The organism is Lactiplantibacillus nangangensis (genome assembly GCF_005405065.1).
Taxonomy (GTDB): Bacteria; Bacillota; Bacilli; order Lactobacillales; family Lactobacillaceae; genus Lactiplantibacillus; species Lactiplantibacillus nangangensis.
On record NZ_BJDI01000004.1, the window covers coordinates 103365 to 125748 of the forward strand.

At 43.6% G+C, this 22384-nt stretch carries 22 protein-coding genes; 9 read left to right on the plus strand and 13 right to left on the minus strand.

All coding sequences use genetic code 11. The annotated features are described in order from the left end of the window. Positions 1–78: 78 nt before the first annotated feature. From hpf to FFM70_RS05320, 3 genes are all read right to left on the minus strand, one after another. Positions 79–645: a ribosome hibernation-promoting factor, HPF/YfiA family gene (hpf, locus tag FFM70_RS05310; RefSeq protein WP_137615811.1), complete on the minus strand. Its 567-nt coding sequence runs from the start codon at positions 643–645 to the stop codon at positions 79–81. A gap of 133 nt (positions 646–778) precedes the next feature. After that, the gene (locus FFM70_RS05315; RefSeq protein WP_223877442.1) at positions 779–1456 is read right to left on the minus strand and encodes a ComF family protein; all 678 of its coding nucleotides are present in this window, start codon (positions 1454–1456) and stop codon (positions 779–781) included. Next, the gene (locus tag FFM70_RS05320; RefSeq protein ID WP_137615812.1) at positions 1422–2768 is read right to left on the minus strand and encodes an ATP-dependent helicase ComFA; all 1347 of its coding nucleotides are present in this window, start codon (positions 2766–2768) and stop codon (positions 1422–1424) included. Before FFM70_RS05320 ends, FFM70_RS05315 begins: the two co-directional genes overlap by 35 nt. Positions 2769–2834: 66 nt before the next feature. Here FFM70_RS05320 and FFM70_RS05325 point away from each other — a divergent pair, with 66 nt between their 5' ends. After that, positions 2835–3467: a YigZ family protein gene (locus FFM70_RS05325; RefSeq protein WP_137615813.1), complete on the plus strand. Its 633-nt coding sequence runs from the start codon at positions 2835–2837 to the stop codon at positions 3465–3467. A gap of 71 nt (positions 3468–3538) precedes the next feature. On the opposite strand, the gene FFM70_RS05330 is transcribed toward FFM70_RS05325, so the two are convergent. The 5 genes from FFM70_RS05330 to groES all read right to left on the minus strand — a co-directional run bounded on the left by FFM70_RS05330 (position 3539) and on the right by groES (position 10030). Then, positions 3539–4447: a phosphate ABC transporter substrate-binding protein gene (locus FFM70_RS05330; RefSeq protein ID WP_137615814.1), complete on the minus strand. Its 909-nt coding sequence runs from the start codon at positions 4445–4447 to the stop codon at positions 3539–3541. Between the two features lie 299 nt (positions 4448–4746). Next, positions 4747–5844: a glycosyltransferase family 4 protein gene (locus FFM70_RS05335; protein WP_137615815.1), complete on the minus strand. Its 1098-nt coding sequence runs from the start codon at positions 5842–5844 to the stop codon at positions 4747–4749. 163 nt (positions 5845–6007) lie between these two features. Beyond that, entirely contained in the window at positions 6008–7843 is a 1836-nt protein-coding gene (locus FFM70_RS05340; protein ID WP_137615816.1) for an APC family permease, read from the minus strand. A gap of 227 nt (positions 7844–8070) precedes the next feature. Then, a complete protein-coding gene (gene groL, locus FFM70_RS05345; RefSeq protein ID WP_137615817.1) occupies positions 8071–9696 on the minus strand; it encodes a chaperonin GroEL in 1626 nt (541 codons plus the stop codon). Between the two features lie 49 nt (positions 9697–9745). Beyond that, positions 9746–10030, minus strand: a complete 285-nt coding sequence (gene groES, locus FFM70_RS05350) for a co-chaperone GroES (protein ID WP_137615818.1) — start codon at positions 10028–10030, stop codon at positions 9746–9748. A gap of 190 nt (positions 10031–10220) precedes the next feature. Here groES and FFM70_RS05355 point away from each other — a divergent pair, with 190 nt between their 5' ends. Next, entirely contained in the window at positions 10221–10856 is a 636-nt protein-coding gene (locus tag FFM70_RS05355) for a CPBP family intramembrane glutamic endopeptidase (RefSeq protein WP_137615819.1), read from the plus strand. 45 nt (positions 10857–10901) lie between these two features. Here the strand turns inward: FFM70_RS05355 and FFM70_RS05360 are convergent, their stop codons facing one another. After that, positions 10902–11564 (minus strand): redox-sensing transcriptional repressor Rex, encoded by a 663-nt coding sequence (locus FFM70_RS05360; protein WP_137615820.1) that lies wholly within the window; start codon positions 11562–11564, stop codon positions 10902–10904. Positions 11565–11728: 164 nt separating this feature from the next. Between FFM70_RS05360 and FFM70_RS05365 the strand changes: the two genes are divergently transcribed. Then, positions 11729–13705 carry an ABC-F family ATP-binding cassette domain-containing protein gene (locus FFM70_RS05365; protein ID WP_137615821.1) on the plus strand — a complete coding sequence of 659 codons (1977 nt, stop codon included), beginning with the start codon at positions 11729–11731 and terminating at the stop codon, positions 13703–13705. 58 nt (positions 13706–13763) lie between these two features. On the opposite strand, the gene tsaD is transcribed toward FFM70_RS05365, so the two are convergent. From tsaD to tsaB, 4 genes are read right to left on the minus strand one after another with little or no spacing between them, the layout of a single operon-like run. Next, entirely contained in the window at positions 13764–14801 is a 1038-nt protein-coding gene (gene tsaD / locus FFM70_RS05370; RefSeq protein WP_137615822.1) for a tRNA (adenosine(37)-N6)-threonylcarbamoyltransferase complex transferase subunit TsaD, read from the minus strand. Positions 14802–14814: 13 nt separating this feature from the next. Further along, the gene (gene rimI / locus FFM70_RS05375) at positions 14815–15273 is read right to left on the minus strand and encodes a ribosomal protein S18-alanine N-acetyltransferase (RefSeq protein WP_137615823.1); all 459 of its coding nucleotides are present in this window, start codon (positions 15271–15273) and stop codon (positions 14815–14817) included. Continuing rightward, on the minus strand, positions 15266–15847 hold the full coding sequence (gene rimI / locus FFM70_RS05380; RefSeq protein WP_137615824.1) for a ribosomal protein S18-alanine N-acetyltransferase: 582 nt from the start codon (positions 15845–15847) through the stop codon (positions 15266–15268). Before rimI (FFM70_RS05380) ends, rimI (FFM70_RS05375) begins: the two co-directional genes overlap by 8 nt. After that, positions 15831–16556 carry a tRNA (adenosine(37)-N6)-threonylcarbamoyltransferase complex dimerization subunit type 1 TsaB gene (gene tsaB / locus FFM70_RS05385; RefSeq protein ID WP_137615825.1) on the minus strand — a complete coding sequence of 242 codons (726 nt, stop codon included), beginning with the start codon at positions 16554–16556 and terminating at the stop codon, positions 15831–15833. The genes rimI (FFM70_RS05380) and tsaB overlap by 17 nt, the downstream gene beginning before the upstream one ends. A 297-nt stretch (positions 16557–16853) precedes the next feature. Between tsaB and FFM70_RS05390 the strand changes: the two genes are divergently transcribed. Genes FFM70_RS05390 through phnW form a run of 6 tightly spaced genes read left to right on the plus strand, consistent with a single transcriptional unit; the run spans position 16854 to position 22310 of the window. Next, positions 16854–17906, plus strand: a complete 1053-nt coding sequence (locus tag FFM70_RS05390) for a phosphate/phosphite/phosphonate ABC transporter substrate-binding protein (RefSeq protein WP_137615826.1) — start codon at positions 16854–16856, stop codon at positions 17904–17906. Between the two features lie 36 nt (positions 17907–17942). Further along, positions 17943–18716 carry a phosphonate ABC transporter ATP-binding protein gene (gene phnC / locus FFM70_RS05395; protein WP_137615827.1) on the plus strand — a complete coding sequence of 258 codons (774 nt, stop codon included), beginning with the start codon at positions 17943–17945 and terminating at the stop codon, positions 18714–18716. Continuing rightward, the gene (phnE, locus tag FFM70_RS05400) at positions 18706–19509 is read left to right on the plus strand and encodes a phosphonate ABC transporter, permease protein PhnE (protein WP_137615828.1); all 804 of its coding nucleotides are present in this window, start codon (positions 18706–18708) and stop codon (positions 19507–19509) included. The genes phnC and phnE overlap by 11 nt, the downstream gene beginning before the upstream one ends. Then, positions 19506–20360, plus strand: a complete 855-nt coding sequence (locus FFM70_RS05405; RefSeq protein ID WP_137615829.1) for a PhnE/PtxC family ABC transporter permease — start codon at positions 19506–19508, stop codon at positions 20358–20360. The genes phnE and FFM70_RS05405 overlap by 4 nt, the downstream gene beginning before the upstream one ends. Positions 20361–20387: 27 nt before the next feature. Next, positions 20388–21185 carry a phosphonoacetaldehyde hydrolase gene (gene phnX, locus FFM70_RS05410; protein ID WP_137615830.1) on the plus strand — a complete coding sequence of 266 codons (798 nt, stop codon included), beginning with the start codon at positions 20388–20390 and terminating at the stop codon, positions 21183–21185. 24 nt (positions 21186–21209) lie between these two features. Next, entirely contained in the window at positions 21210–22310 is a 1101-nt protein-coding gene (gene phnW / locus FFM70_RS05415) for a 2-aminoethylphosphonate--pyruvate transaminase (RefSeq protein WP_137615831.1), read from the plus strand. Positions 22311–22384: the final 74 nt, after the last annotated feature.

Genomic DNA, 22384 nt, shown 5'->3' on the forward strand with positions numbered 1-22384 from the left:
TTAAACCCACTAATCAGGTTTTTTCGTAAACAAAAAGAACTGGTCAACAGCGACCAGTCCTCGATTTAGCAATTTGATTTATTGATCATCGCCGGTTTCGATCAAACCGTAACGACCATCATTGCGCCGATAAACGATATTAATGGCATCCGTTTCCGCGTCTTCATAAATGAAGAAATCATGACCGAGCATATCCATTTGGAGGATTGCTTCTTCATTATCCATTGGTTTCAATGAAACCCGCTTCGTACGTACAACATCTAACTTATCGTCCTGATCGTTATCAGCAGCTGCAACTGTTTCATCAGTCGCTGCAAAGTCAATGGCTTTATAACCCTTTTCACGGGATTTCCGATTGACCTTGGTCTTATACTTGCGGATTTGGCGTTCGAGTTTATCGGTCACCAAATCAACACTAGCATACATATCAGGAGAAGTTTCTTCTGCCCGGAGAACTAAATAGGGAAGTGGAATCGTTACTTCGACCTTAGCAGTCTTGTCTGGGTGAATCTTTAAATTTACGTGGGCAATTGAGTCAACGTTATTGTCAAAGAATTTTTGTAGCTTACCCACCCGTTTTTGAACATAGTCACGAATTGCCTGTGTCACTTCGATATTTTCACCGCGAATATTAAAATTAAGCATAGATCTTCTCTCCCTTCACACACATTACTGTGTACCCAAAGTAACAAAAGGACCACTCTTTCATTACTTTGCTTAAATTCATTATAATAGAAAGCGCTATAATAAACAATCTAAATGCTATTTTTCATAAGATTTAACGAGCCAAAGTTAGCCCTACAACTGACTTGGCACCGTTTTCCAGAATTAGACTGGCTGCATGTCGCATCGTGCGCCCAGTCGTGTACACATCATCTACGATCACCACGGTTTGATTGGCCAGTTTGGGCGCAGTAGCCGTCAGTTCAAATGGCTGAGCTGTCAATAAGCGGTCTTGACGTGTTTTCTTTGACTGTGGGATTAACTTAGTCTGCCCTTTCGTTCGCAACCAATCGGAATTTTCACCCTCAGCAAGCCAACCAGTGACCTGATTAAACCCTCGCGTGGTCATCGTTTCTGGAGTCACTGGAATAGCAACGACGATTGCTGACTTAAGACTCGCCAGCCGCGTCAATAATGCTTGTGAAAAGACTCGCCGCAACCGATAGTCACCCTTAAATTTATATTGTTCAAAATAGGCTTGCATCGCATCGTTATAAGTAAACAAGGCTTGATTATAAAACGCTAGTGGGCCCCAACGGCGACAATCATGGCATGGATTTCGTGACGGTTGCGCCCGACCACAATCTGGACAAGCTTGACTGGCAATAATTGGCGTAAAAGTCTGCCAACAAGCCGCACAAACGACTGGTTGTAATAATGGCTGCCAGCTTAATACCCATGGTAAAGTTAATTTGACGTCACTCGGTCGTTGACACAACAGGCATACGGGCACGTAATCGCCGTCCTTTCCGATTAACAAGCTTAATTTGTCGAATCGCGCGCTTAATTGGTCGCGCATAGCTAGCACAAATAAATCGCACTGCCCCAGTTGGCCGCTCACGTGAACGGCCGACTCGACCAGCAATTTGGACCAATGCTGCCGTTGAGAATATCGGATCATCTGCACCCAAGACGATGACATCAATACCGGGAAAGGTCACACCCCGTTCTAAAATCGTGGTAGTCACTAAATATTGAACCTGCTCATCACGCATCGCTTGAACTTTCGCCAACCGTTCAGGATCCGTTGAATGAACGGTCAAACCATGGAGGCGTGGATACGCACGCTGAATTGCGGCTTGAACAACAGTGAGTTGTGCGACCCGCGGCACAAAGACTAGAAATCGCTGACCCGTCGCAGCATAAGTTGACAACCAATGACCCAGACGTAATGGTAACCGTCCTGCCTGCACTTTTGCCCACCAACGTGGCTGTATGGTCACCTTAATCGTCGGCAATAAGTGTTGATGGAATCGTAGTGGTAAATAACTCAAACCCAATTCATGACGACGAACTTGCTGCAATAAATCGTGACTCGGTGTGGCGGTCAAATAAAGCAAGGCACCCACCGGTTTCAAGGCTTGAGTCACGGCAAAACCTAAACGTGGATTGGCCGCAAATGGAAAAGCATCGACCTCGTCAACGATCAAGACATCAAAAGCAGCTCGAAACCGTAATAATTGATGAGTCGTACAAATCGTCAATTGCCGATAATGATAGGGCTCGGTTTGATGGCCGTGTAACAAGGCAATTTTCAGGTTTGAAAAAGCCGCTTGTAAACGCGGATATAATTCCAAGCAGACATCTACTCTCGGCGACGCAATCGCTACACGCCACCCTTGTGTGAGCGCCCAATCCAATCCCGGAAACAACATTTCTGTTTTACCGGCACCCGTAACGGCCCACAACAAATGGCGCTGGTGGGTCGCAAATTTACTTTGAATCATCGCGGCACATTCAGCTTGCTGTACCGTTAACTTTCCATTCCAAGTCAATTGTGATTTTTTTAGAAACTCATTTGGTTCTGGAATGTGATAAAGTGAAGTTAAGGTGCTGATTCGGCCTAAATTCAAACACTGGTAACAATAAAATTGCTGGCGCGGTAATCGGGCCTGTTTTCGCACTAAGCTACTACCACAACGTTGACATGTAAGCTGTTTGGCAGTGACAACAAGTGCCGTTAAGCGTTGTGCTTCCGGCGGCAATGCTGTTGCTTCCGAAACCGTCAAGGCAATTTGACGGCCATATAATTCAGTTGCTTGCATTTTATCGTCCCCTTTATCACTAAACTACGAAATTTCATCACAAAATTTTTAAAGGAGCTGATTTTTTTGACTGAACCCTACTATACATTGGCAACTGATACAGTTTTTGAACAAGCGATTAAGAAATCACGCTTCATTGCCCGACTCTATCGCATCACTGATGAAGCTGATGCCCAAGCAAAAATTGCGGCTGTCCGCACACAAGATGCCAAGGCAACCCATCATTGTTTTGCTTATATGCTCGGCGACGACGACCATATTCAACGCATGAGTGATGACGGCGAGCCTTCCGGAACTGCCGGAGTACCGATTTTAGAAGCCCTCAAACTGAATCAAGTCCATGACGTGTTAGCCGTCGTTACCCGTTACTTTGGTGGCATCAAGCTGGGAGCAGGTGGTCTAATTCGTGCTTATAACAGTACACCAGTCCAAGCCATTCAGGCAGTCGGGAAAGTACAGCGAGTCTTGCAAACTAAGCTCGCGGTCACAATTGATTATCGCAATGTTGATGCCTTAACTTATTTTCTGACGCAACATCAGTTAACAACCCTGACCACAAACTATGCTGTCAAAGTCCAGGTCATTATTGCCGTTGATACAGATGCGGTTACAGCCACCCAAACTGCAATCAATAACCTGTTAAGCGGTCAAGCTAGCTTCGCTAATCAGGGCCAACAATATAACGAGGTTGCCATCTAAACACTCAAAAAAAGGCCTTGCCGACGTCAATAATGACGTTAGCAAGGCCTCTTAGTTGATGACAGCTTTAATTATTTGAGCGTGGTAATCTTACCAGATAACCCACGATCAACTTTCATTGAAGTCAAAGGAATGTAACCTAATTTCTTAACTAAGCTTCCTTGAACACTCTTAGAAGTCATGTAAGTCAAGAAGGTCTTCAATTCACCAGTAGGTGCACCCTTAGTATACATGTGTTCATATGCCCAGATTTTCCACTTGTTGTCGGCAACATTAGCTTCGGTTGGTTTCACATTATCAATTGATAATGGTTCAAGACCAGATTTGACATATGAGAAGGCTAAATAACTGATAGCCCCTGGTGTCGTTGAAACGATCTTTTGAACCGTCCCGTTTGAATCTTGTTCTTGGCTAGTTGCGACTTTGGCGTTATCTAAGCCCCATTTTTCAAAGGTTGCACGAGTCCCACTACCTTGAGCCCGGTTAACAACCGTAATTTTTTCATTTTTACCGCCAACTTCTTTCCAGTTGGTGATCTTGCCTTGGAAAATCTTGACTAATTGATCTTTAGAAACGTTAGTCACGCCGGCATCCTTGTTGACAACTGGTGCCATCCCAACAACGGCAACTTTGTGATCAACTAAGCCCTTCGCATCCAAGCCTTTTTGCTCTTCAGCAAACAAGTCAGAGTTACCAATATTAACTGAGCCTTTGGCAACTTGGCTTAAACCAGCACCAGAGCCACCGCCTTGCACGTTAATCGTGACATTTGAATGTTCATTTTGGAAAGCTTGGCCAGCTTGTTCAACTAATGGTTGTAACGCAGTAGACCCGGTCGCAACGATTTTAGTCGTCTTAGAAGTCTTGGCACTACTACTGCTGCTAGTATTCTTAGTACTAGTTGCTGAACTACTGCCACAACCGGCTAATAAGATTGTCATCGTTACAGCCAGCGCCCCTAATGTCACTGTTTTTTTCATAATTGAAACTCCCCTTTTCCATTTTGCTATCATAATTAGAACAATCAACGCCGCCAGCCTAAAATAACAAGTCTGGGTAGGAAGTGCTATATCGCGATGCGAGCATGATCGCTGTTTAGCCTGGACGATTCATTGACTGCCATTGGAACAGTCTTAATATTACTGGCCATTTGTAAATTCAAAATGATGTTTATGTAAAACCCTTGTATTGTTTTCGTAAAGGCCACCCATTTCAACCAAACCTCTCCAAACTAAAACGGCTGACATAATGAGAGTTCATTATGCCAGCCGTTTTAGTTTTAATGATTGCTTTTAGACGTAAATTTAGCGACGGTCCGTTTGATCCATTTCAACAGTGGTTGCCGATTGTCGCCTGCTAAACCAATTGCTTCCACAAAGAGTTCGAGTCCAAATAGCAACCCAATGGTCAGTAGGATCGACCCACCCAGTGAAGAGATTGGATATAGTAATGAAATAAATGAGAAAATCAGTGCAATACCGTAAATAACCATAACTGTTTGGCGATGCGTTAACCCCAACTGCATCAAGCGATGATGCAAATGATGCTTATCAGCTTGTGAGATTGGTTTCTTATTTAAAATTCGTCGGATCATCGCGTAGATGGTATCCGTTATTGGCACACCGAGAATCATGACTGGGACCCCCACTGAAATCAACGTGACATTTTTTAAGCCAAATAGTGAGAAGACCGCCGTCATAAAACCGATAAACAGCGACCCTGTATCCCCCAAGTAGATGCGAGCCGGGAAGAAATTGTAGGGTAAGAAACCCATCATCGCCGCAACTAAAGTGAAAATAAGTAACGAGACAAATGTGTTCGCATTTAAGAAGAACAGGCCAATAATCCCCATCGTACTGAGTGCGATCATGGCAACCCCGGTGGCCAAGCCATCTAAGCCGTCAATTAAATTGATGGCATTCGTAATTGCCAAAATCCAGAGTAGCGTAATTGGCAAACTCATCCAGTGGAAATGAACCAAGCCAATAAATGGAAAGGTAAAAGTTGTCATTCGAATGCCGCCAATAAAGTACACCTCTAAGGCAGCTAGCGTAATTCCCAACATCTTTTGACGTGGTTTCAATTCATAAATATCATCAATAATCCCAGTGGCTAAAATAATTAATTCACCACCCAATAGCGCATAAAACAAGCGTGTTGGGAACTGATGCATTAAGTACAACATTGTTGTACCAATTGTATAAGCAATAAAAATGGCGAGCCCGCCCATGGTCGGCATCGGAATCTTATTCACCCGCCGCACATTCGGTTTATCTACCGCACCAATTTTAAACGCAAGTTTTCGCACAAACGGCGTTAGGATTGCGGAGATCATCATCGTTGCCATCAGGCAGACTAAGATTTCAAATCTAATCATTTGCGCGTAACTCCTCTCTAACCTACTACTAATAATTATACAAACCAGAATCCCGCTTGACAACTCGATTCAACGAAACTTAGGAAAGCCTACACAATTAGGTCATAATTTAACTAAAAAACGACGTGAAAGACAGCCTGCGCCATCCCCACGTCGTTTACAACTACTCTTTCAAGTGATAGTTATAAGTTGAAACAATAATATTTTCTCGTGAATTTAAAACGGCTCGCAAACGTAAACTCGTTTGGTTGTGCAAGATATTTTGCCAAGGCTTCTTTGGCACAAATTGTGGCACCAAGACAGTGGTAGAAAAGTTACGTTCTGCAGCTCGTTTAGCAATCACATCGCAGAAACGTAAGGTTGGCGTGGCAATTGACCGATAAGATGAATGAATATCCACAAAGCGCACATCTGGGAAGGTCGATTTAAATTCGGCCGCCGTCTTATGTTCCTTTTCGGGATTTTCATCAAAAGAAACGTGCATCGCAATGACATAATCCCCAATCGAACGCGCATAGTTCACGGCAGCTGCTGTCACCCGGGTCACATTTGAGACCAACACGATCACGGTAGCACCGTCATAGTCATGCAACTCGGCTTTTTCTTTGGCGACCACCCGCAGTTGTGCTGCGACCCGATTGTAATGCACATGAATTCGATAGAACATGTACAGTAACAATGGCATAACAACCAAGTAAGGCCAAACGTTGCCAAAATGTAAAGCGAATAAAAAGACCACTAGAACTAGTGAAATCAATGCCCCAAGCAAGTTAACTGCAGCTTTGAGTCCCCACCATTGACCACGCTCGCGTAACCAATGAACAATCATCCCGGATTGAGACAATGTAAATGGCACAAACACCCCAACCGCATATAGTGGAATCAGTAGCGTCGTCTTACCATGGAAAATAAAGATCAAGACGATCGCACCGACCGCCAACGAGATGATCCCATTAGAGTAACCAAGACGATCCCCACGGTCCATATAGGCATGTGGTAAGAATTTATCTTTAGCTAAATTGTAGGCCAAAATTGGAAAAGCTGAGAACCCAGTATTCGCCGCCACTGCTAAAATCAGCGCCGTCGACAACTGTAACAAATAATAGAACAAGCCATGTCCAAAGACCGCCGAAGCGATTTGTGACAAAACCGTGTTATCAGCTTGTGGCTTGATTCCTAGATAGTAACTTAAGTAGGTAATACCGCCAAAGAAGACCGCCAGCACAATCGCCATGATGGCTAGCGTATTCGCAGCATTACGCCGCTTAGGCCGTTTAAAGTTAGGTACCGCATTACTGATGGCTTCCACCCCAGTCAATGACGATGACCCCGATGAAAATGCTCGGAAGAAGAGCACCAAAGTCATCCCTTGCACTGGTCCTCCAATCGCTGCTGAAGCATGGTAAGTTAAGTTACCACTGGCAATATTCATGATTCCCCATAAAATCATACCAATAATCATGATGATAAAGAAATAGACAGGGAACGTTAAAAACGAAGCCGATTCTCGCATACCACGTAAGTTCAACGCCATAATCGCCACCACGATTAGCACGGCAATTAAAACTTGATAGTGTCCTAAGAATGGCACCGCTGACGTAATGGCTTCCGTCCCAGAAGTCACTGAAACTGCGACCGTCAACATATAATCAACTAGTAAAGATCCCCCGGCAACTAATCCTGCTGGTCGACCCCAGTTAGTGCTAGCAACGACATACGCGCCACCCCCAGAAGGATAGGCCCGAATAATTTGCCGATAAGACATTGTAATCGCAAATAATAGGATCAGCACTAAAGCAGCGACATATAACTGATACATCAAAGCTGCTGCTGAAAGGGTAATCAATACCGTTGTGATCTGTTCAGTACCATAAGCGACTGACGAGAGCGCATCTGATGACAGCAGCGCCAGTGCCTTGAACTTAGTGAGCGCTTGCCCACCTTCATCCATGGTTTTTAACGGTTTCCCAATAACTAACCGTTTTAAATAACGCCACATGATAATAACTCCTTTATTTCAAAAATAATTATTCCCAAGTAAGTGCTAAGTCAAAGTTGATTTTACTACTTTAAATTAGTAAATACTACCGGTTTAACCACAAGCGACTAACTTTTTAAACCCGCATAGCCCCCTAGTTTACTCCTGACTTAAGCACTTGGCTAGCTATTTTTGATTAAAAAAACACCCACTCAAATGAGCAGGTGTTAAAAAGTTTTTAGTTAAACTTACATCATGCCGCCCATACCTGGGTTTGGTGCGGCTGGCGCAGCTGGTGCTTGTGGTTCTGGCTTTTCAGCAACGACAGCTTCAGTCGTCAATAACAAGGCTGAAACGGAAGCCGCATTTTGCAACGCAGAACGGGTTACTTTGGTTGGATCAACGATCCCAGCCTTAATCATATCAACCCATTCGTTAGTCGAAGCATTGAACCCAACGCCTGGCTTTTGATCCTTGAGCTTTTCAACGATAACTGAGCCTTCAAGACCGGCATTTTCAGCAATTTGACGCACTGGTTCTTCCAAAGCGCGTTTAACGATGTTAATCCCAGTTTGAACGTCGCCAGTTTCTTTCAAAGCATCAACATCTTTGATGACGTTGACTAGGGCAGTCCCACCACCGGCAACGAAGCCTTCTTCAACGGCAGCACGGGTTGCATTCAAGGCATCTTCGATTCGATACTTGCGTTCTTTCAATTCAGTTTCAGTTGCAGCACCGACCCGCACAACAGCGACCCCGCCGGCTAACTTAGCTAAACGTTCTTGAAGCTTTTCTTTATCGAAATCAGAAGTGGTTTCACTGATTTGGTTGCGGATGAAGTCAACTCGTTCTGAGATGGCATCTTTAGCGCCAGCACCTTCAACGATGGTGGTGTTATCCTTAGTAACCGTAACCTTGTTAGCTTGACCTAATTGATCAATCGTTGTGTCTTTCAATTCAAGACCTAAGTCATCGGTAATGACCGTCCCACCAGTTAAGATGGCAATATCTTGTAATTGTTCCTTACGCCGATCACCAAAACCGGGTGCCTTAACTGCAACGACGTTAAACGTCCCACGCATCTTGTTTAAGACCAAGGTTGGTAAAGCTTCACCAGAAATATCATCCGCGATGATCAATAATGGCTTACCTTGTTCAACGATCGATTGTAGCAATGGTAAGATATCTTGAATATTCGAGATCTTCTTATCGGTAATTAAAATGTAAGGGCTGTCGAGGTCAGCTTCCATCTTGTCGTTATCAGTGACCATGTATTGTGATAAGTAACCACGATCGAACTGCATCCCTTCAACAACGTCCAAGCTAGTGTCCACACCACGTGATTCTTCAATCGTGATGACACCATCATGGCCAACTTTTTCCATGGCTTCGGCAATTAACTTACCAGTTTCTTGGCTAGCTGAAGAAACCGCTGCGATTTGAGCAATGTCTTCTTGTGTCTTAACTTCATGTGCCATGGCATGTAATGAATCAACGGCGGTCTTAGTCGCTTCTTCAATCCCACGACGAATACCAACAGGGTTAGCACCGGCAGTGACGTTCTTCATACCTTCGTTGACGATTGATTGCGTCAAAACAGTGGCAGTAGTCGTCCCATCACCAGCGATATCATTAGTCTTAGAAGCAACTTCTGAAACTAACTTAGCACCCATGTTTTCAAAATGGTCATCTAATTCAATTGCCTTAGCAATCGTTACACCATCATTAGTAATGGTAGGTGAGCCATATGATTGTTCCAAAACAACGTTGCGACCCTTAGGACCAAGCGTTGATTTTACAGTGTCAGCTAATTGATCGACACCTTTGAGCATTGCTGAACGTGCGTCTTCAGAAAACTTTAATTCTTTAGCCATTATCTGTATTCACCTCATAAATAGTTTTTAATTAAATAATTTAAATGGATTAGTCTTCGACCGCGACAATATCTTTTTCGTGCAAAACAAGATATGTGGCCCCTTCATACTTAACTTCAGTACCAGCGTATTTGTCGAACAAAACTTGTTCGCCAACTTTGACGCTTGGAGCTACCTTTGTGCCGTTATCTAAAACACGGCCGTCGGATACGGCAACCACTTTACCGCTTTGTGGCTTTTCCTTAGCGTTATTGGCAATAACGATACCACCAACTGTTTGTTCTTCTTCTGCTTGTTGTTGCAAAATGACACGATCACCTAATGGTTTTAACACGTGAATCCCTCCATTTATTCTTTTTTAGCACTCCTAAAGCTCAAGTGCTAATCACAAAATCAACTATAACATTTTCATTTGAGATTGCAAGTTATTTGTCAATAATTAGTCAAAGAATGTCAAATCGACTATAATGGGACTACTTAAGTCAACTTTGACTCGAAATTTACTCGTTTAAGGACGTGAAGAAATGGCCAATCGTCGCCAATCTATCAGTATTTTAATTGTGTATTTTATCGTCTATGCGTTACCGACTTTATTGGTCACTGGCTTCCCACATTTGGGCTCACAAGTCTATCTGATTCAAACGCTAGACTACCTCATTGGCGCCATCGTTCTCGGTTATTTGGCTTGGCATCATGCTAGTCCGAATACGATTGAACAGCACCCCAGTTCTTGGTTAACCACTTTACTATGGGGACTTGTGGGAACTCTGGTCGTGATTGTTGGTCAAAACGTCATCCTCAGCTTGACGCACTTGCTCGGCCAATCAACAGCTTCTGCCAATACGAACACCCTTCTAGCCATTGGGCAAAAATACCCCCTTTTCTTCCTTGCCATTTTAGTTGGCGCCCCAATTATGGAAGAAATCGTTTTTCGTAAGGTGATTTTTGGCTTTTTCGTACCGGTCACGGGTGGCATTGGTGCGGCCGTAATCTCCAGTATTTTGTTTAGTTTTGCGCACGCAGATGGTCATTTAATTCTGTATGCCTTTATCGGGTTATTCTTCTGCTGGCTCTATCACCGTACCGGTCGTATTCAAACGTCGATGATAACGCACATTCTCATGAATAGTATTGCCGTTCTACCGGTATTTTTCAGCTAAAAATAAAGACGCAGCCAGCTTATCGCTAGTTGCGTCTTATTTTAACTAATTTTCATCATTAGATTTATCGCCAAGTTGTTCGCCATAGTGTTCGATAAAGTAAATCAGCGTTTGCAACTCATTGGTCAAATCAACATTTTGAACCCGGACCGTTTCTGGCACTGAAATGCGTAATGGGGTAAAGTTCATGATCCCTTTCACATTTGCTGAAACCAATTCATCCGTCACATCTTGGACCACCGAAGTTGGCACCGTTAAGATGGCAATCTCAATCTGTTGCTCAATCAATTGTTTCTTAAGCTCTGCCATTGGGTAGACTGGAACTCCGCTTTGAACAGTGTTCGCAATCGTTTCATTAACATCAAACGCCGCCGAGATTCGAACATTGCTATTTTTGTGAAAGTTAAAATTGAGCAAGGCATGCCCTAAATTACCGACCCCAATCAAAGCAACATTGGTTAACGTATCTTGATTTAAAATTTTCTTGAAGAAAGCTAATAGTTTTTCAACGTCATAACCGTAACCACGCTTACCCAGCGCGCCAAAGTATGAGAAATCCCGTCGAATCGTTGCCGAATCAACCTTAACCGCCTCAGACAGTTCAGTTGATGAGACCCGTTTTTTGTCTGCATCTAATAGAATATTCAAATAACGGTAGTAAATCGGTAACCGTTTCGCCGTTGCCCGGGGAATTTTTGTTTCTGCCATTGGACGACCCTCCTTATTAAAAGTTTGTGAATTTGCTGACACTATTCTAGCATACCCCACCACTTTGTGAAATAATATTTACTTATTATTCCGTTTCATTAGGGCTAATCGACGCAATATGCTACAATTATTTGACGAATCAACCCTGAAAGGAGCTTAAAAACGTGATTTTACTACAAGTGCAACAAGTCATGCGGCGTTTTGGCGCCGATGTCTTGTTCGATAACGTACAAATGGACATCCAAGAACATGCCCGCGTCGCCTTAGTCGGTCGTAACGGGGCCGGAAAATCGACGCTTTTAAAAATGATTGCTGGTGAGACTGTCCCAGATGAAGGCCAGATCTCAATGCGCAAAGGTTTGACGATTGGTTACCTTGCTCAAGACCAAGGCCTAAATAGTGCCAATACGATTTGGGAAGAAATGAGCAGTGTTTTTGCTGGTTTACATAAATTGGAAGCACAAATGCATCAATTAGAAAACAAACTTAGTGATCCGGCGGTCATCGCCGATCAGGCAACCTATGAGCAAACCCTAAAAACTTACGATCAAGTTCAAACTGATTTTCAGCAGCAAAATGGCTATGGTTACCAAGCTGAAATTCGTGGGGTCTTACATGGGTTCCAATTTGACGCCGATGTTTACGATAAATCTGTCACTGAATTGTCTGGTGGGCAAAAGACCCAATTAGCATTAGCCAAACTTTTACTGGAAAAACGCGATCTCCTCATTTTGGATGAACCGACTAACCATTTGGATGTGGAAACCCTCACTTGGCTCGAAAGTTACTTACAATCCTATACTGGTGCGTTGCTAATTGTCAGTCATGACCGTTATTTCTTAGACCGCGTCGTTAACGAAGTCTACGATCTGTCCCACCATGAAATGGCCCACTATACTGGTAATTATGATCAATATGTCCAAACTAAAGCTGCTAAAATCCAAGCTGAATGGAAACATTACGAAAAACAACAGGCTGAGATCAGTAAACTTGAGGACTTTGTAAATCGTAATATTGTGCGGGCTTCAACCACGAAACGTGCGCAATCCCGGCGCAAACAGCTGGAAAAGATGGATCGTTTAGAACAACCAGATAGTGATGATAAGACGGCTCACTTTGGTTTTCATGCGGCCAAGCAAAGTGGCAATATCGTCTTGACCGTCAAAGATGCGGCAGTCGGTTATCAAGATCAGATTTTATCTGAACCTGACAATTTAAACGTTAAAAAACATGAAGCCATCGCCATTGTTGGCCCCAATGGGATTGGCAAATCGACACTCTTAAAGAGTATTCTAGGACAGATTCCTTTTATTAAAGGCCAAGCTGTCTTTGGCACCAACGTTGTCACTGGTTACTATGATCAGGAACAAAAAAACTTACACGATCGTAAGACTGTCCTAAGTGAACTTTGGGACGAACACCCTACCACGCCTGAAAAGGACATCCGTACCATTCTTGGCAGTTTTCTGTTTACCGGCGAAGATGTTGATAAGCCAATCAATGCACTTTCTGGTGGTGAACGGGCGCGGTTATTGCTAACCAAACTAGCGATGCAAAATAACAACTTTTTAATTTTGGATGAACCGACTAATCATTTGGACATCGATAGTCGTGAAGTGTTAGAGGTAGCTTTGAATGACTTTGATGGCACGTTACTGTTCGTTTCCCATGACCGTTATTTCATTAACCAAGTTGCAACAAGTGTCGTTGAAGTTAGTCCAACTGGTACCGAATTATTCTTAGGCGACTACGATTACTATATCGATAAGAAACAAGAACAAGCTGAATTTGCTGCTGCCGCTGCAAGTGCCGCGGCAGCCAGTGAATCCACAGCTGCGACCGAGCAACTTTCAGCAGCGCCAGATCCTCGTTCCAAAGGGCAAAAAACTTATCAAGCCAGCAAGCAACAACAGCGTGATAAGCGAAAGCTTGAACGTTCTGTTGCTGCCTTAGAAGAAAAAATGAATGACTTGGAAACCCAAGCCACCCAGATTCAGGAACAAATGTCACAACCAGAAGTTTTTGCCGATGCCGGTAAGCTCCAAGACTTCCAAAAAGAATTGGAAGCCGTTAATGCTGAACACGAACAAGCAGAAAATGATTGGACCGAACAAGCGGAACAATTAGAAGAACTCAATTAAACTAAAAACGTCGGCCTGATTTTTATTAATCAGGACCGACGTTTTTTTTCGACATAGTTTAATGAGGCATTTTGGGCATCCAATCAAATTCCAAACTTGGATCAGCATTCAAACTAGCATCCCCAAACTGATGATGTTGATACTGAATGTAGCCAGCTGCCCCAATCATGGCACCATTGTCACCACATAATTTCAATGGGGCTAACAAAAGTTCCGTATTAGGAAACTTGGTTGGCAATTCTGCTTGCAACCGTTCACGCAAACCGTGATTAGCAGCAACGCCCCCAGCTAAAACGAGTTGCTTAACTGGATATTCTTTTAAGACTCGCAACGTCTTCGACATCAACACATCCACAACACTGGCTTGAAAACTTGCGGCCAAATCATTTTTATCAAGCGTTTCACCGATTTGGTCCGCATGATGAACCGTATTAATGAAAGCACTCTTCAACCCACTAAAGCTGAAATCATAATTATCTTCATCAATCATCGCCCGCGGGAAGTTAAAGGTATCTTGGCCTTGATGCGCCATCTCATCGATAACTTTACCAGCTGGGTAAGGCACGCCTAACACCCGGCCAATTTTATCGTAAGCTTCGCCAGCCGCGTCATCACGCGTCTCACCAATAATCTCAAACTGACCATCGGCCTGCATATAAACCAATTCCGTATGACCACCCGAAACTAAGAGCGCCATCAGTGGAAATTCAAACGGCTTAACAAACCGGGCCGCATAAATATGACCGGCCATATGGTTCACTGGAATCAATGGTAAATGATGCGCATAGGCAACGGTCTTGGCCGCATTAACGCCAACCAATAACGCCCCAACTAAACCGGGACCATAAGTAACGGCCACTGCATCTAGATCGTCATAGGTGACATTAGCTTCTTTTAACGCATCCTCAATACAAATCGTAATCTCTTCAATATGATGACGGCTAGCCACTTCTGGTACAACGCCGCCAAACCGTTTATGACTATTAATTTGGGTCGCAATCACGTTTGATAAAATAGTTTGCCCATCGGCGACGACCGCCACACTCGTTTCATCACAACTAGATTCGAACGCTAAGATTAAATTTTGTTTCTCCACGAGTTTCCATCCTTCATTTAATAAATTTACGCATAATTATGGCATCTTCACGCGGTTGCTGATAATAATTTCGCCGCACTGAGAGTTGCTCAAAAGCACATTGTTCATATAATTTGCGCGCTGCTTTGTTACTTTGACGAACCTCTAAAAAAAGTTTGTCAGCCGGCGTTAATTGGCGAAAACAGCTGGCCAACATCAGTCGCGCATAACCGTGGCGCCGTGATGTCGGACAAACCGCAATATTAGTAATTTCAGTCTCATCTAAAACCGTCGTCCAACTAATGAACCCAATAGGTTGTTTTTGCAACACCAGCACCTGATAACACGATTGGGGTAACGCTAAGTCTGCCGCAAAAGTTTCCAAGCGCCAAGGTGCACCACCCGGATAAGCACTGGCTGCGATCTCGTAACAAGTTTTGGCAACTAAATCAGCTGACCACTCAGTGCTATCAATCAACTGTGGCTCAGGCATCAGTTTTTGCCGCTGGAACATGGTAAGTCATATCAATTGCATCTTCATGATCACCAAAATAATATCGTTTCTTCACACCAGTTTTTTCAAAGCCTAAATTTTGATATAAGCGCTGGGCAGTCGTATTACTATACCGAACTTCCAAAGTCACGGTTCGGTAATTTAAATAGCTAGCCCGTTTAATCATGGTTTGCATCATGAAACCACCCAGCCCCTGATTCTGAAAATCAGGATGCACGGCAATATTTGTAATATGTGCATCTTGCCGACGATCATCAAAGGCACAACCACAAAAAGCACAGAGCCGGTCTTCATGACGCATCACAATATAAAAGCGCCCACTTTGTCGTCGTAATTCGGTTTTAAAGGCGTTCTCGTCCCACGGCGTTTTGCCCGCATAAACGGCCCGTTCGATCGCCAACATTTCTGGAACATCAGTAATTAAGGCCCGTGAAACGTAGTAACCTTTTTTGCCAACCTGCACAACATGATTATCGATACGCATAATTTTTTGTCGCCGCTGGTTATGCGTTTTGGTTATCTTCTGAAAGTACTGCTTAAATCTTCTCAACATATGGCGCATGGTCCTCTTTCGGATGTTTGGCTAGCCATTCGCGTTCCGCTTGCGTTAGCCGTAAGTAGTTGGGTACAAAATCATGTATCTTAGCCACAGGGGTTGCCGTGCGACCCATTAAGCCAAGCACTACCGCTTGTGGCAGATCTAACTGCGGTTGCGCCCGGACAAATTGTGAACCAAGTTGCGTTTGCAAAGCATCCGCATATTGAGCCACATCGCTCCCCACAAAAACAATCGATTCTTGATAAGCCGCTAATTGCTGGCACCATTCCGCCACACTAATGTGTTGATCTGGCAATTCAGTCACTGGTTGCCCAGCTTGAATACGATACAGTCCGGTAAAAATATTATCGCGGCGTGCATCAAATAATGGCGCCACTAATTGTCCCTCAGTCACGATATTACCTGCTAGCACCGCTAAACTCGACAGGCCGACCAATTCTTTATGCAACGTAAAGGCCAACGTTTTTGCAGTCGTGACGCCAATCCGTAAACCAGTATATGAACCCGGACCAGCCGCGACGACGACTCGATCCAGTTCATCCGCCGTTAAGCCAGCTTGGCTAATCGACTTTTCAATAATTGGTAACAAAGTACTGCTGTGGTTGCGACCAACATTAGTCGTCGTCGTAGCCAGCACCTTCGTATCATCTAAGACCGCCACACTAAGTGGTCGATTGGATGTCTCAATTGCCAACAACTTCATATTTAAAAAAGCTCCTCATTTTGAATTACTTCACATATCTTATCATAATTTACGGTCTTTGAAAGGAATCCAGCCGTTTTCAAGGCTTTTACAACCAAATCCTAAGCATTTTACAAAAAAAGCAATAGTTACTGACCAAAGATACCCACACGTTAGGTTGATATTTACCTTGTAATTAATTCGTAAACCTTCTTTACATAATCAATACCGATTATTCACTGATAATTTTTCACACGTTTACATTACCTTGTTATTCTACACAGGTAACTAATATTACTTTGGAGGTAATTGATTATTATGGTAAAGCTTAACAAGTCCCTCGTTGGACTCTCATTAATTTCAGTTTTAGGTTTAGGACTGGCTGGTTGTGCTAGTGGGACTAGTACTAAAGCTGGTAGTGACAGTAAGAGTGCGGATAAGAGTAAGGCCATCACGGTCGTCTTCTACCCAAATGAATCTGCCAAAAGTTTCTCGGGTTCACGCGAAGCCTTGAAGAAGTCAATCGAAAAGGTTACTGGTAAGACAGTCAAAGTTCAAACCACGACTGATTACAATGTTGCCATTCAAGCCATCGCATCAGGTAAAGCTCAATTAGCTTACATGGGTGCCAATGGTTATATCCAAGCCCACAAACTTAGCAAAGATGTTAAGCCGTTTGCCGCACAATCTGACGAAAATGGCACATTGAAGAAAGCCACTTACAACTCATACTTAATGGTACAACAAAAAGATGCCGATAAGTATAAAGCAGATGGCAAATTCAGTATTAAAGATATTAAAGGTAAGAAAATTTCTTACGTTTCCAACAGTTCAACTTCTGGCTTCTTAGTTCCAACTGCCAAGATCACTAATGAATTTAAGATCAAAGATAAAGATGACTTAACTTCAAACGGTAAATTCTTTAGCAAAGTTCTTTATGGTGGCTCGCATCAAGGTTCAGCCGTTAACTTGTTGAAGGGTGACGTTGACGTCGCGGCTTTCGATGATGGTGACTTAATGCCTTACTTGAAAGTTGCAGACGGTTCATGGGACAAAGTTGGCTCAACTTTCGCCGTTAAAGACGACGCCGAAGCACCATTCACTGACTTAAAAGGTAAAAAAGTTGTGAATATTGCGATGATGCCAGTTCAACAAGGGCCATGGGTCTACAACACTAAGTCACTCAGCAAGGATGACCAAGACAAGATTGCCAAGGAATTCACTTCCAAGGAATTTGCACAAAACAAAGAAATCTTCTCAGAAAAAGGCTCAAAAACACCAAAGCTCTTCCCTAAGAAGTCTGAAAAAACACAATTATTAAAAGTTGACGATCAATGGTATGCCCCAACTCATAAGTTAGTTGGTTACTAAAACAATCATTAATCTGGATTAACGAAAGGACATGCTATGCTCAAGGTAAACCAACTAGATAAAACTTACGGTCAAGACAAGCACTCACTCAAGTCTGTGAGCTTCACGGCGCAACCTGGTGAAGTCACCGCGATTATCGGTCCCTCTGGGGCTGGTAAAACCACGATTTTACGGAGTGTCAATCAATTGATTCGTGACGACGGTGGTCAGATTTTATTAGATGACCAAGATATTCGCCAAGCGAATAAAGCAGAATTACGAAAAATTCGGCATCATATTGGCATGATATTCCAAAATTACAATTTAATCAGTCCCCTAACCGCACTTGAGAACGTCTTGCATGGTCGTCTAGGCGCAAAATCAACCTTGGCTGGCATGTTCGGGCTCTATAGCACTGCTGAAAAAACTGAAGCATTGGCTTTACTGACTGAAGTTGGCCTTAAAGATTATGCGTACCAACGTTGTGATCAACTCAGTGGTGGTCAACAACAACGTGTCGGTATTGCCCGCGCTTTAATGCAACATCCTAAAATGATTCTTTGTGATGAACCGATTGCCTCACTGGATCCAAAATCAACAAAGATTGTCATGGATATCTTGCGACAACTCGCACGTGAGAAACAATTGATTATTTTAATCAACTTGCATCAGATCGACATTGCGATGGATTATGCCGACCACATCGTCGGGATTAACGACGGTGCCATTGTCTTCGAAGGCCCCACTGAACAGGTCAATGAAGCGGTATTGCAAAAGATTTACCGCCAATCGGCCGATGCGAAAGTCAAGGTAGCGGCGAATGAAAGCTAAATACAGTTCACCACAACAATTCTTTCGTCAACGGCGTATGCGGCTAACCGTTGTGTTGGTTATTTTACTGCTCATCTACTTTGGCTCGGTTCTTTTGGTGAACTTTAATACCTTTTCATCATTAGCTCAAATTCCAGCCGGCTTAGTATGGCTATTTAAAACCTTTATTCCTAATCAACACACAACCACTTACCTAGGACCGATTTTTTACCAACTCTGGCGCACGTTGATCGTCTCGATCTCATCGACAATCTGTGCGGCACTCTTGAGTTTGATTTTCGCTGTTTTAGGGGCCAAGACGACTAGTCCCAATCGCGTCTTGCAACTGACCGTACGCTTTGGAGCGTCATTGCTCCGAAATATTCCAGTCGTCGCTTGGGCGATGATTCTCCTTTTCTCCTTTAAACAAAGTGACTTTACCGGTTTTCTAGCCTTATTCTTTATGACTTTAGGCTATCTCACTCGGGCTTTCACAGAAACTATTGAGGATTTGGATACCGAAAAGTTGCATGCTTTACAAGCAGTCGGCGCAAACTATTTCCAATGTGTCTTTTGTGGTGTTCTACCTGAGGCCGCTAGTACGATGACTAGTTGGGTGCTCTACATGATTGAGAACAACATTCGTGATGCAACCCTAGTCGGTATTTTAACCGGGACCGGCATTGGTTTCTTATTCAACCAATACTTTAAGAGCATCCGCTATGATGCTGCCGGTTTAATTGTCTTATTAATTGCCGCACTGGTCATTGTCTTAGAGCTGACATCAACTCAGATTAGGAGGGCAATTGCATGATTGAAAATTCATCATCAGAACCAAAAATCGTCAAACCCAAAGTCCCGAATACTGAGCGGATTTCACTCATGACTAAGCCTCGCTTGATTTTACGGAGTGTGCTAGCAGTTCTAGGATTAGTGACGATCTATTCGCTGGTAACTATTGATATGGCTGGTTTGAAATTAAAGGACGCTTTTCATAGCTTAGGGCTCAACTTAAACGCCATGTTTTTACATCCAAACGTCGGTCAAGATTCCTGGAGTGTGTTGTTAAGAGGCCTTTCGACTAGTATTGCGCTAACACTGTTAACGACTTTGTTAGGCGCAGTCATTGCCTTTTTCATCGCCGTCTTTTCAGCACGTAATTTGTCACCAACTTGGGTTGCCAATACGTTAAAAGCTGTGATGGCGTTTATTCGTTCCATTCCAACCATTATTTGGGTCTTAATTTACTCTGCCGTGATGGGATTAGGCGCCAATGCCGCTGTGGTTGGTTTAACCTTCCACAGTATCGCTTACTTGGTTAAAGCCTATTCAGAAAGCATTGAAGAAACGCCACAAGCAACTATCGAAGCCTTAAAGGCTAGTGGCGTTCGCTTTTGGCCAATCATTTTCCAGGCGATTCTACCGTCTATCGTCCCTGCCCTCCTTAGTTGGACTTTCATTCGATTTGAAATCAACTTTGCCAATGCAGTCGCTGTTGGGGCAGCTGCGGGTGCGGATGACATTGGTTACTATCTCTTTATGGCAAGTGGTTTTTACTTCGATTTCCATGAAGTTGGCTTGATTGTTTATCTGCTTTTAGGATTCGCAATCATCCTCGAATTGATCTCCATGCGTTTACGCGGTCACTATTTAAAGAGCAATTAGTTTGCTGAGTTTAAAGGAGTTTTTCAGATGACAATTCAAGCAGTTATTTTTGACTGGGCCGGTACTACGATCGACTATGGTAGCCGTGCACCTATCGTTGCTTTTCAACAAGCCTTCGCCAACGTCGGTATCGAAATCTCAGAAGCTGAGATTCGCCAAGACATGGGTCTAGATAAATATACACATATTCACAAAATCATCAGCTTACCAACTGTTCAAAATGACTGGCAAGCCCGCTTCCAAGTACTACCCACATCAGATGATTGTGATCGGATTTTCCAAGACTTTAAGTCAATCCTACTAGCCACCTTGACCGACTTTGCCCATTTAAAGCCTGGCATGGACACGGTCGTTGACTTTTTAAACAGTCAACAGATTGCTTACGGTTCAACGACTGGCTACGATGAAGAAATGTTGGCAACGGTCCTACCAATTGCAGCTAACCAAGGCTACCGCCCAACGGTTAACATCACCTCGGCACAAACGAATGGTATTGGTCGACCAGCTTCGGCCATGCTTGAATTAGCCTGTGATCAATTGGAAGTGACTGACTACGCTAATGTCGTTAAAGTCGGCGATTCAATCAATGATATTCTAGAAGGGCAAAACGCTGACGCCATTAGCGTCGGCATCGTTGATGGTAGTAATTTAATGGGGCTATCACAGGCAGCCTTTGATGCTTTAACTGCCGCCGAACAACTCGTTTTACGAGCCAAAGTTACCGCACAATACGAAGCAGTTGGCGCGGATTATATTTTGCAGTCAATGGTTGATCTCCCCGCCCTCTTGACTAAGCTCAATCAACCAGTTAGTGACGCACAATAAGCCAGTTAAAGGAGCATTGATCCTATGAAACAACCCTATTTATTACTCACACCAGGACCATTAAGCACGACGCCAACTGTCAAAGCTGCCATGCAGATTGACTACTGTACTTGGGATAGCGATTATCGCCAGGTCACGGAAACCATTCGGCAACAAATTTTAGATTTGGCCCAGGCAAATGCCGATGACTACACCACTGTCCTTTTGCAAGGTAGTGGCAGTTATGGCGTGGAAGCCACGATTGGTACAGCGGTGCCTCGCAAAAACGCCGTCTTAATGGTTGCGATTAACGGTGCTTACGGTCAACGCATCAGTGAAATTGCCGACTATTATGACATTCCACACGTTGATGTGGTCTTTGCTGAAGATGAAATCGTTGACCCAGAACGAATCAACGAGGCCTTGAATGCTCATCCCGAAGTTACCCACTTTGCGACGATTCACAGCGAGACGACGACCGGTATTTTAAATCCAATCGAACAACTCGTACCACTTTTAAAAGCCCGCGGCATTGTTTCAATCATTGATGCAATGTCTAGTCTCGGTGGCGTCCCGATTAATGTGGATCAATTGGACTGTGACTACTTAGTTAGCAGCGCCAATAAATGTGTCCAAGGTGTACCAGGCTTTGCCTTTATCATTGCGAAAAAAAGCGAATTGGCAAAAACAGCCGGTAACGCCCGTTCATTGAGTTTAGACCTCTATGCACAATGGCAAGCGATGACTAAACAACCGGGTAAATGGCGTTTTACCTCACCAACCCACGTCGTTCATGCCTTTGCGCAAGCCCTTAACGAGCTGGCCCTAGAAGGTGGCGTTGAACCGCGTTATCGCCGGTATGCCGCGAGTCAATCACGACTAAGTTCAGGCATGCAAGCACTCGGTTTCGACTTAGTCATTGATCCGGCTTACCAAGGACCAATTATTACATCCTTTAAATATCCAAGTGAACAGTTCGATTTTGATGATTTCTATCAATTCATTAAAGAACGTGGCTTCGTTATTTATCCAGGTAAGGTCTCCACGATTCCAAGCTTCCGAATTGGGACAATCGGGGATGTCGATACTACTGATATTAATCGACTCTTGGCGATTATCAGTGACTACCGGCAACTTAATCCCTAACCCTTTCATTTCAGTTTTACAATAAAAGTGCCGCTACGCTGACGAAAATTGTCAGTGTAGCGGCACTTTTTAAA

Coding starts and splice junctions, on each gene's coding strand:
- phnX (WP_137615830.1), top strand. CDS start 20,388: ATGACAATTCAAGCAGTTATTTTTGACTGGGCCGGTACTACGATCGAC.
- FFM70_RS05340 (WP_137615816.1), bottom strand. CDS start 7,843: ATGTGGCGTTATTTAAAACGGTTAGTTATTGGGAAACCGTTAAAAACC.
- tsaB (WP_137615825.1), bottom strand. CDS start 16,556: ATGAAGTTGTTGGCAATTGAGACATCCAATCGACCACTTAGTGTGGCG.
- phnC (WP_137615827.1), top strand. CDS start 17,943: ATGCTCAAGGTAAACCAACTAGATAAAACTTACGGTCAAGACAAGCAC.
- FFM70_RS05330 (WP_137615814.1), bottom strand. CDS start 4,447: ATGAAAAAAACAGTGACATTAGGGGCGCTGGCTGTAACGATGACAATC.
- hpf (WP_137615811.1), bottom strand. CDS start 645: ATGCTTAATTTTAATATTCGCGGTGAAAATATCGAAGTGACACAGGCA.
- rimI (WP_137615823.1), bottom strand. CDS start 15,273: ATGCCTGAGCCACAGTTGATTGATAGCACTGAGTGGTCAGCTGATTTA.
- phnW (WP_137615831.1), top strand. CDS start 21,210: ATGAAACAACCCTATTTATTACTCACACCAGGACCATTAAGCACGACG.
- FFM70_RS05360 (WP_137615820.1), bottom strand. CDS start 11,564: ATGGCAGAAACAAAAATTCCCCGGGCAACGGCGAAACGGTTACCGATT.
- FFM70_RS05390 (WP_137615826.1), top strand. CDS start 16,854: ATGGTAAAGCTTAACAAGTCCCTCGTTGGACTCTCATTAATTTCAGTT.
- FFM70_RS05355 (WP_137615819.1), top strand. CDS start 10,221: ATGGCCAATCGTCGCCAATCTATCAGTATTTTAATTGTGTATTTTATC.
- FFM70_RS05320 (WP_137615812.1), bottom strand. CDS start 2,768: ATGCAAGCAACTGAATTATATGGCCGTCAAATTGCCTTGACGGTTTCG.
- phnE (WP_137615828.1), top strand. CDS start 18,706: ATGAAAGCTAAATACAGTTCACCACAACAATTCTTTCGTCAACGGCGT.
- FFM70_RS05405 (WP_137615829.1), top strand. CDS start 19,506: ATGATTGAAAATTCATCATCAGAACCAAAAATCGTCAAACCCAAAGTC.
- FFM70_RS05335 (WP_137615815.1), bottom strand. CDS start 5,844: ATGATTAGATTTGAAATCTTAGTCTGCCTGATGGCAACGATGATGATC.
- rimI (WP_137615824.1), bottom strand. CDS start 15,847: ATGTTGAGAAGATTTAAGCAGTACTTTCAGAAGATAACCAAAACGCAT.
- groL (WP_137615817.1), bottom strand. CDS start 9,696: ATGGCTAAAGAATTAAAGTTTTCTGAAGACGCACGTTCAGCAATGCTC.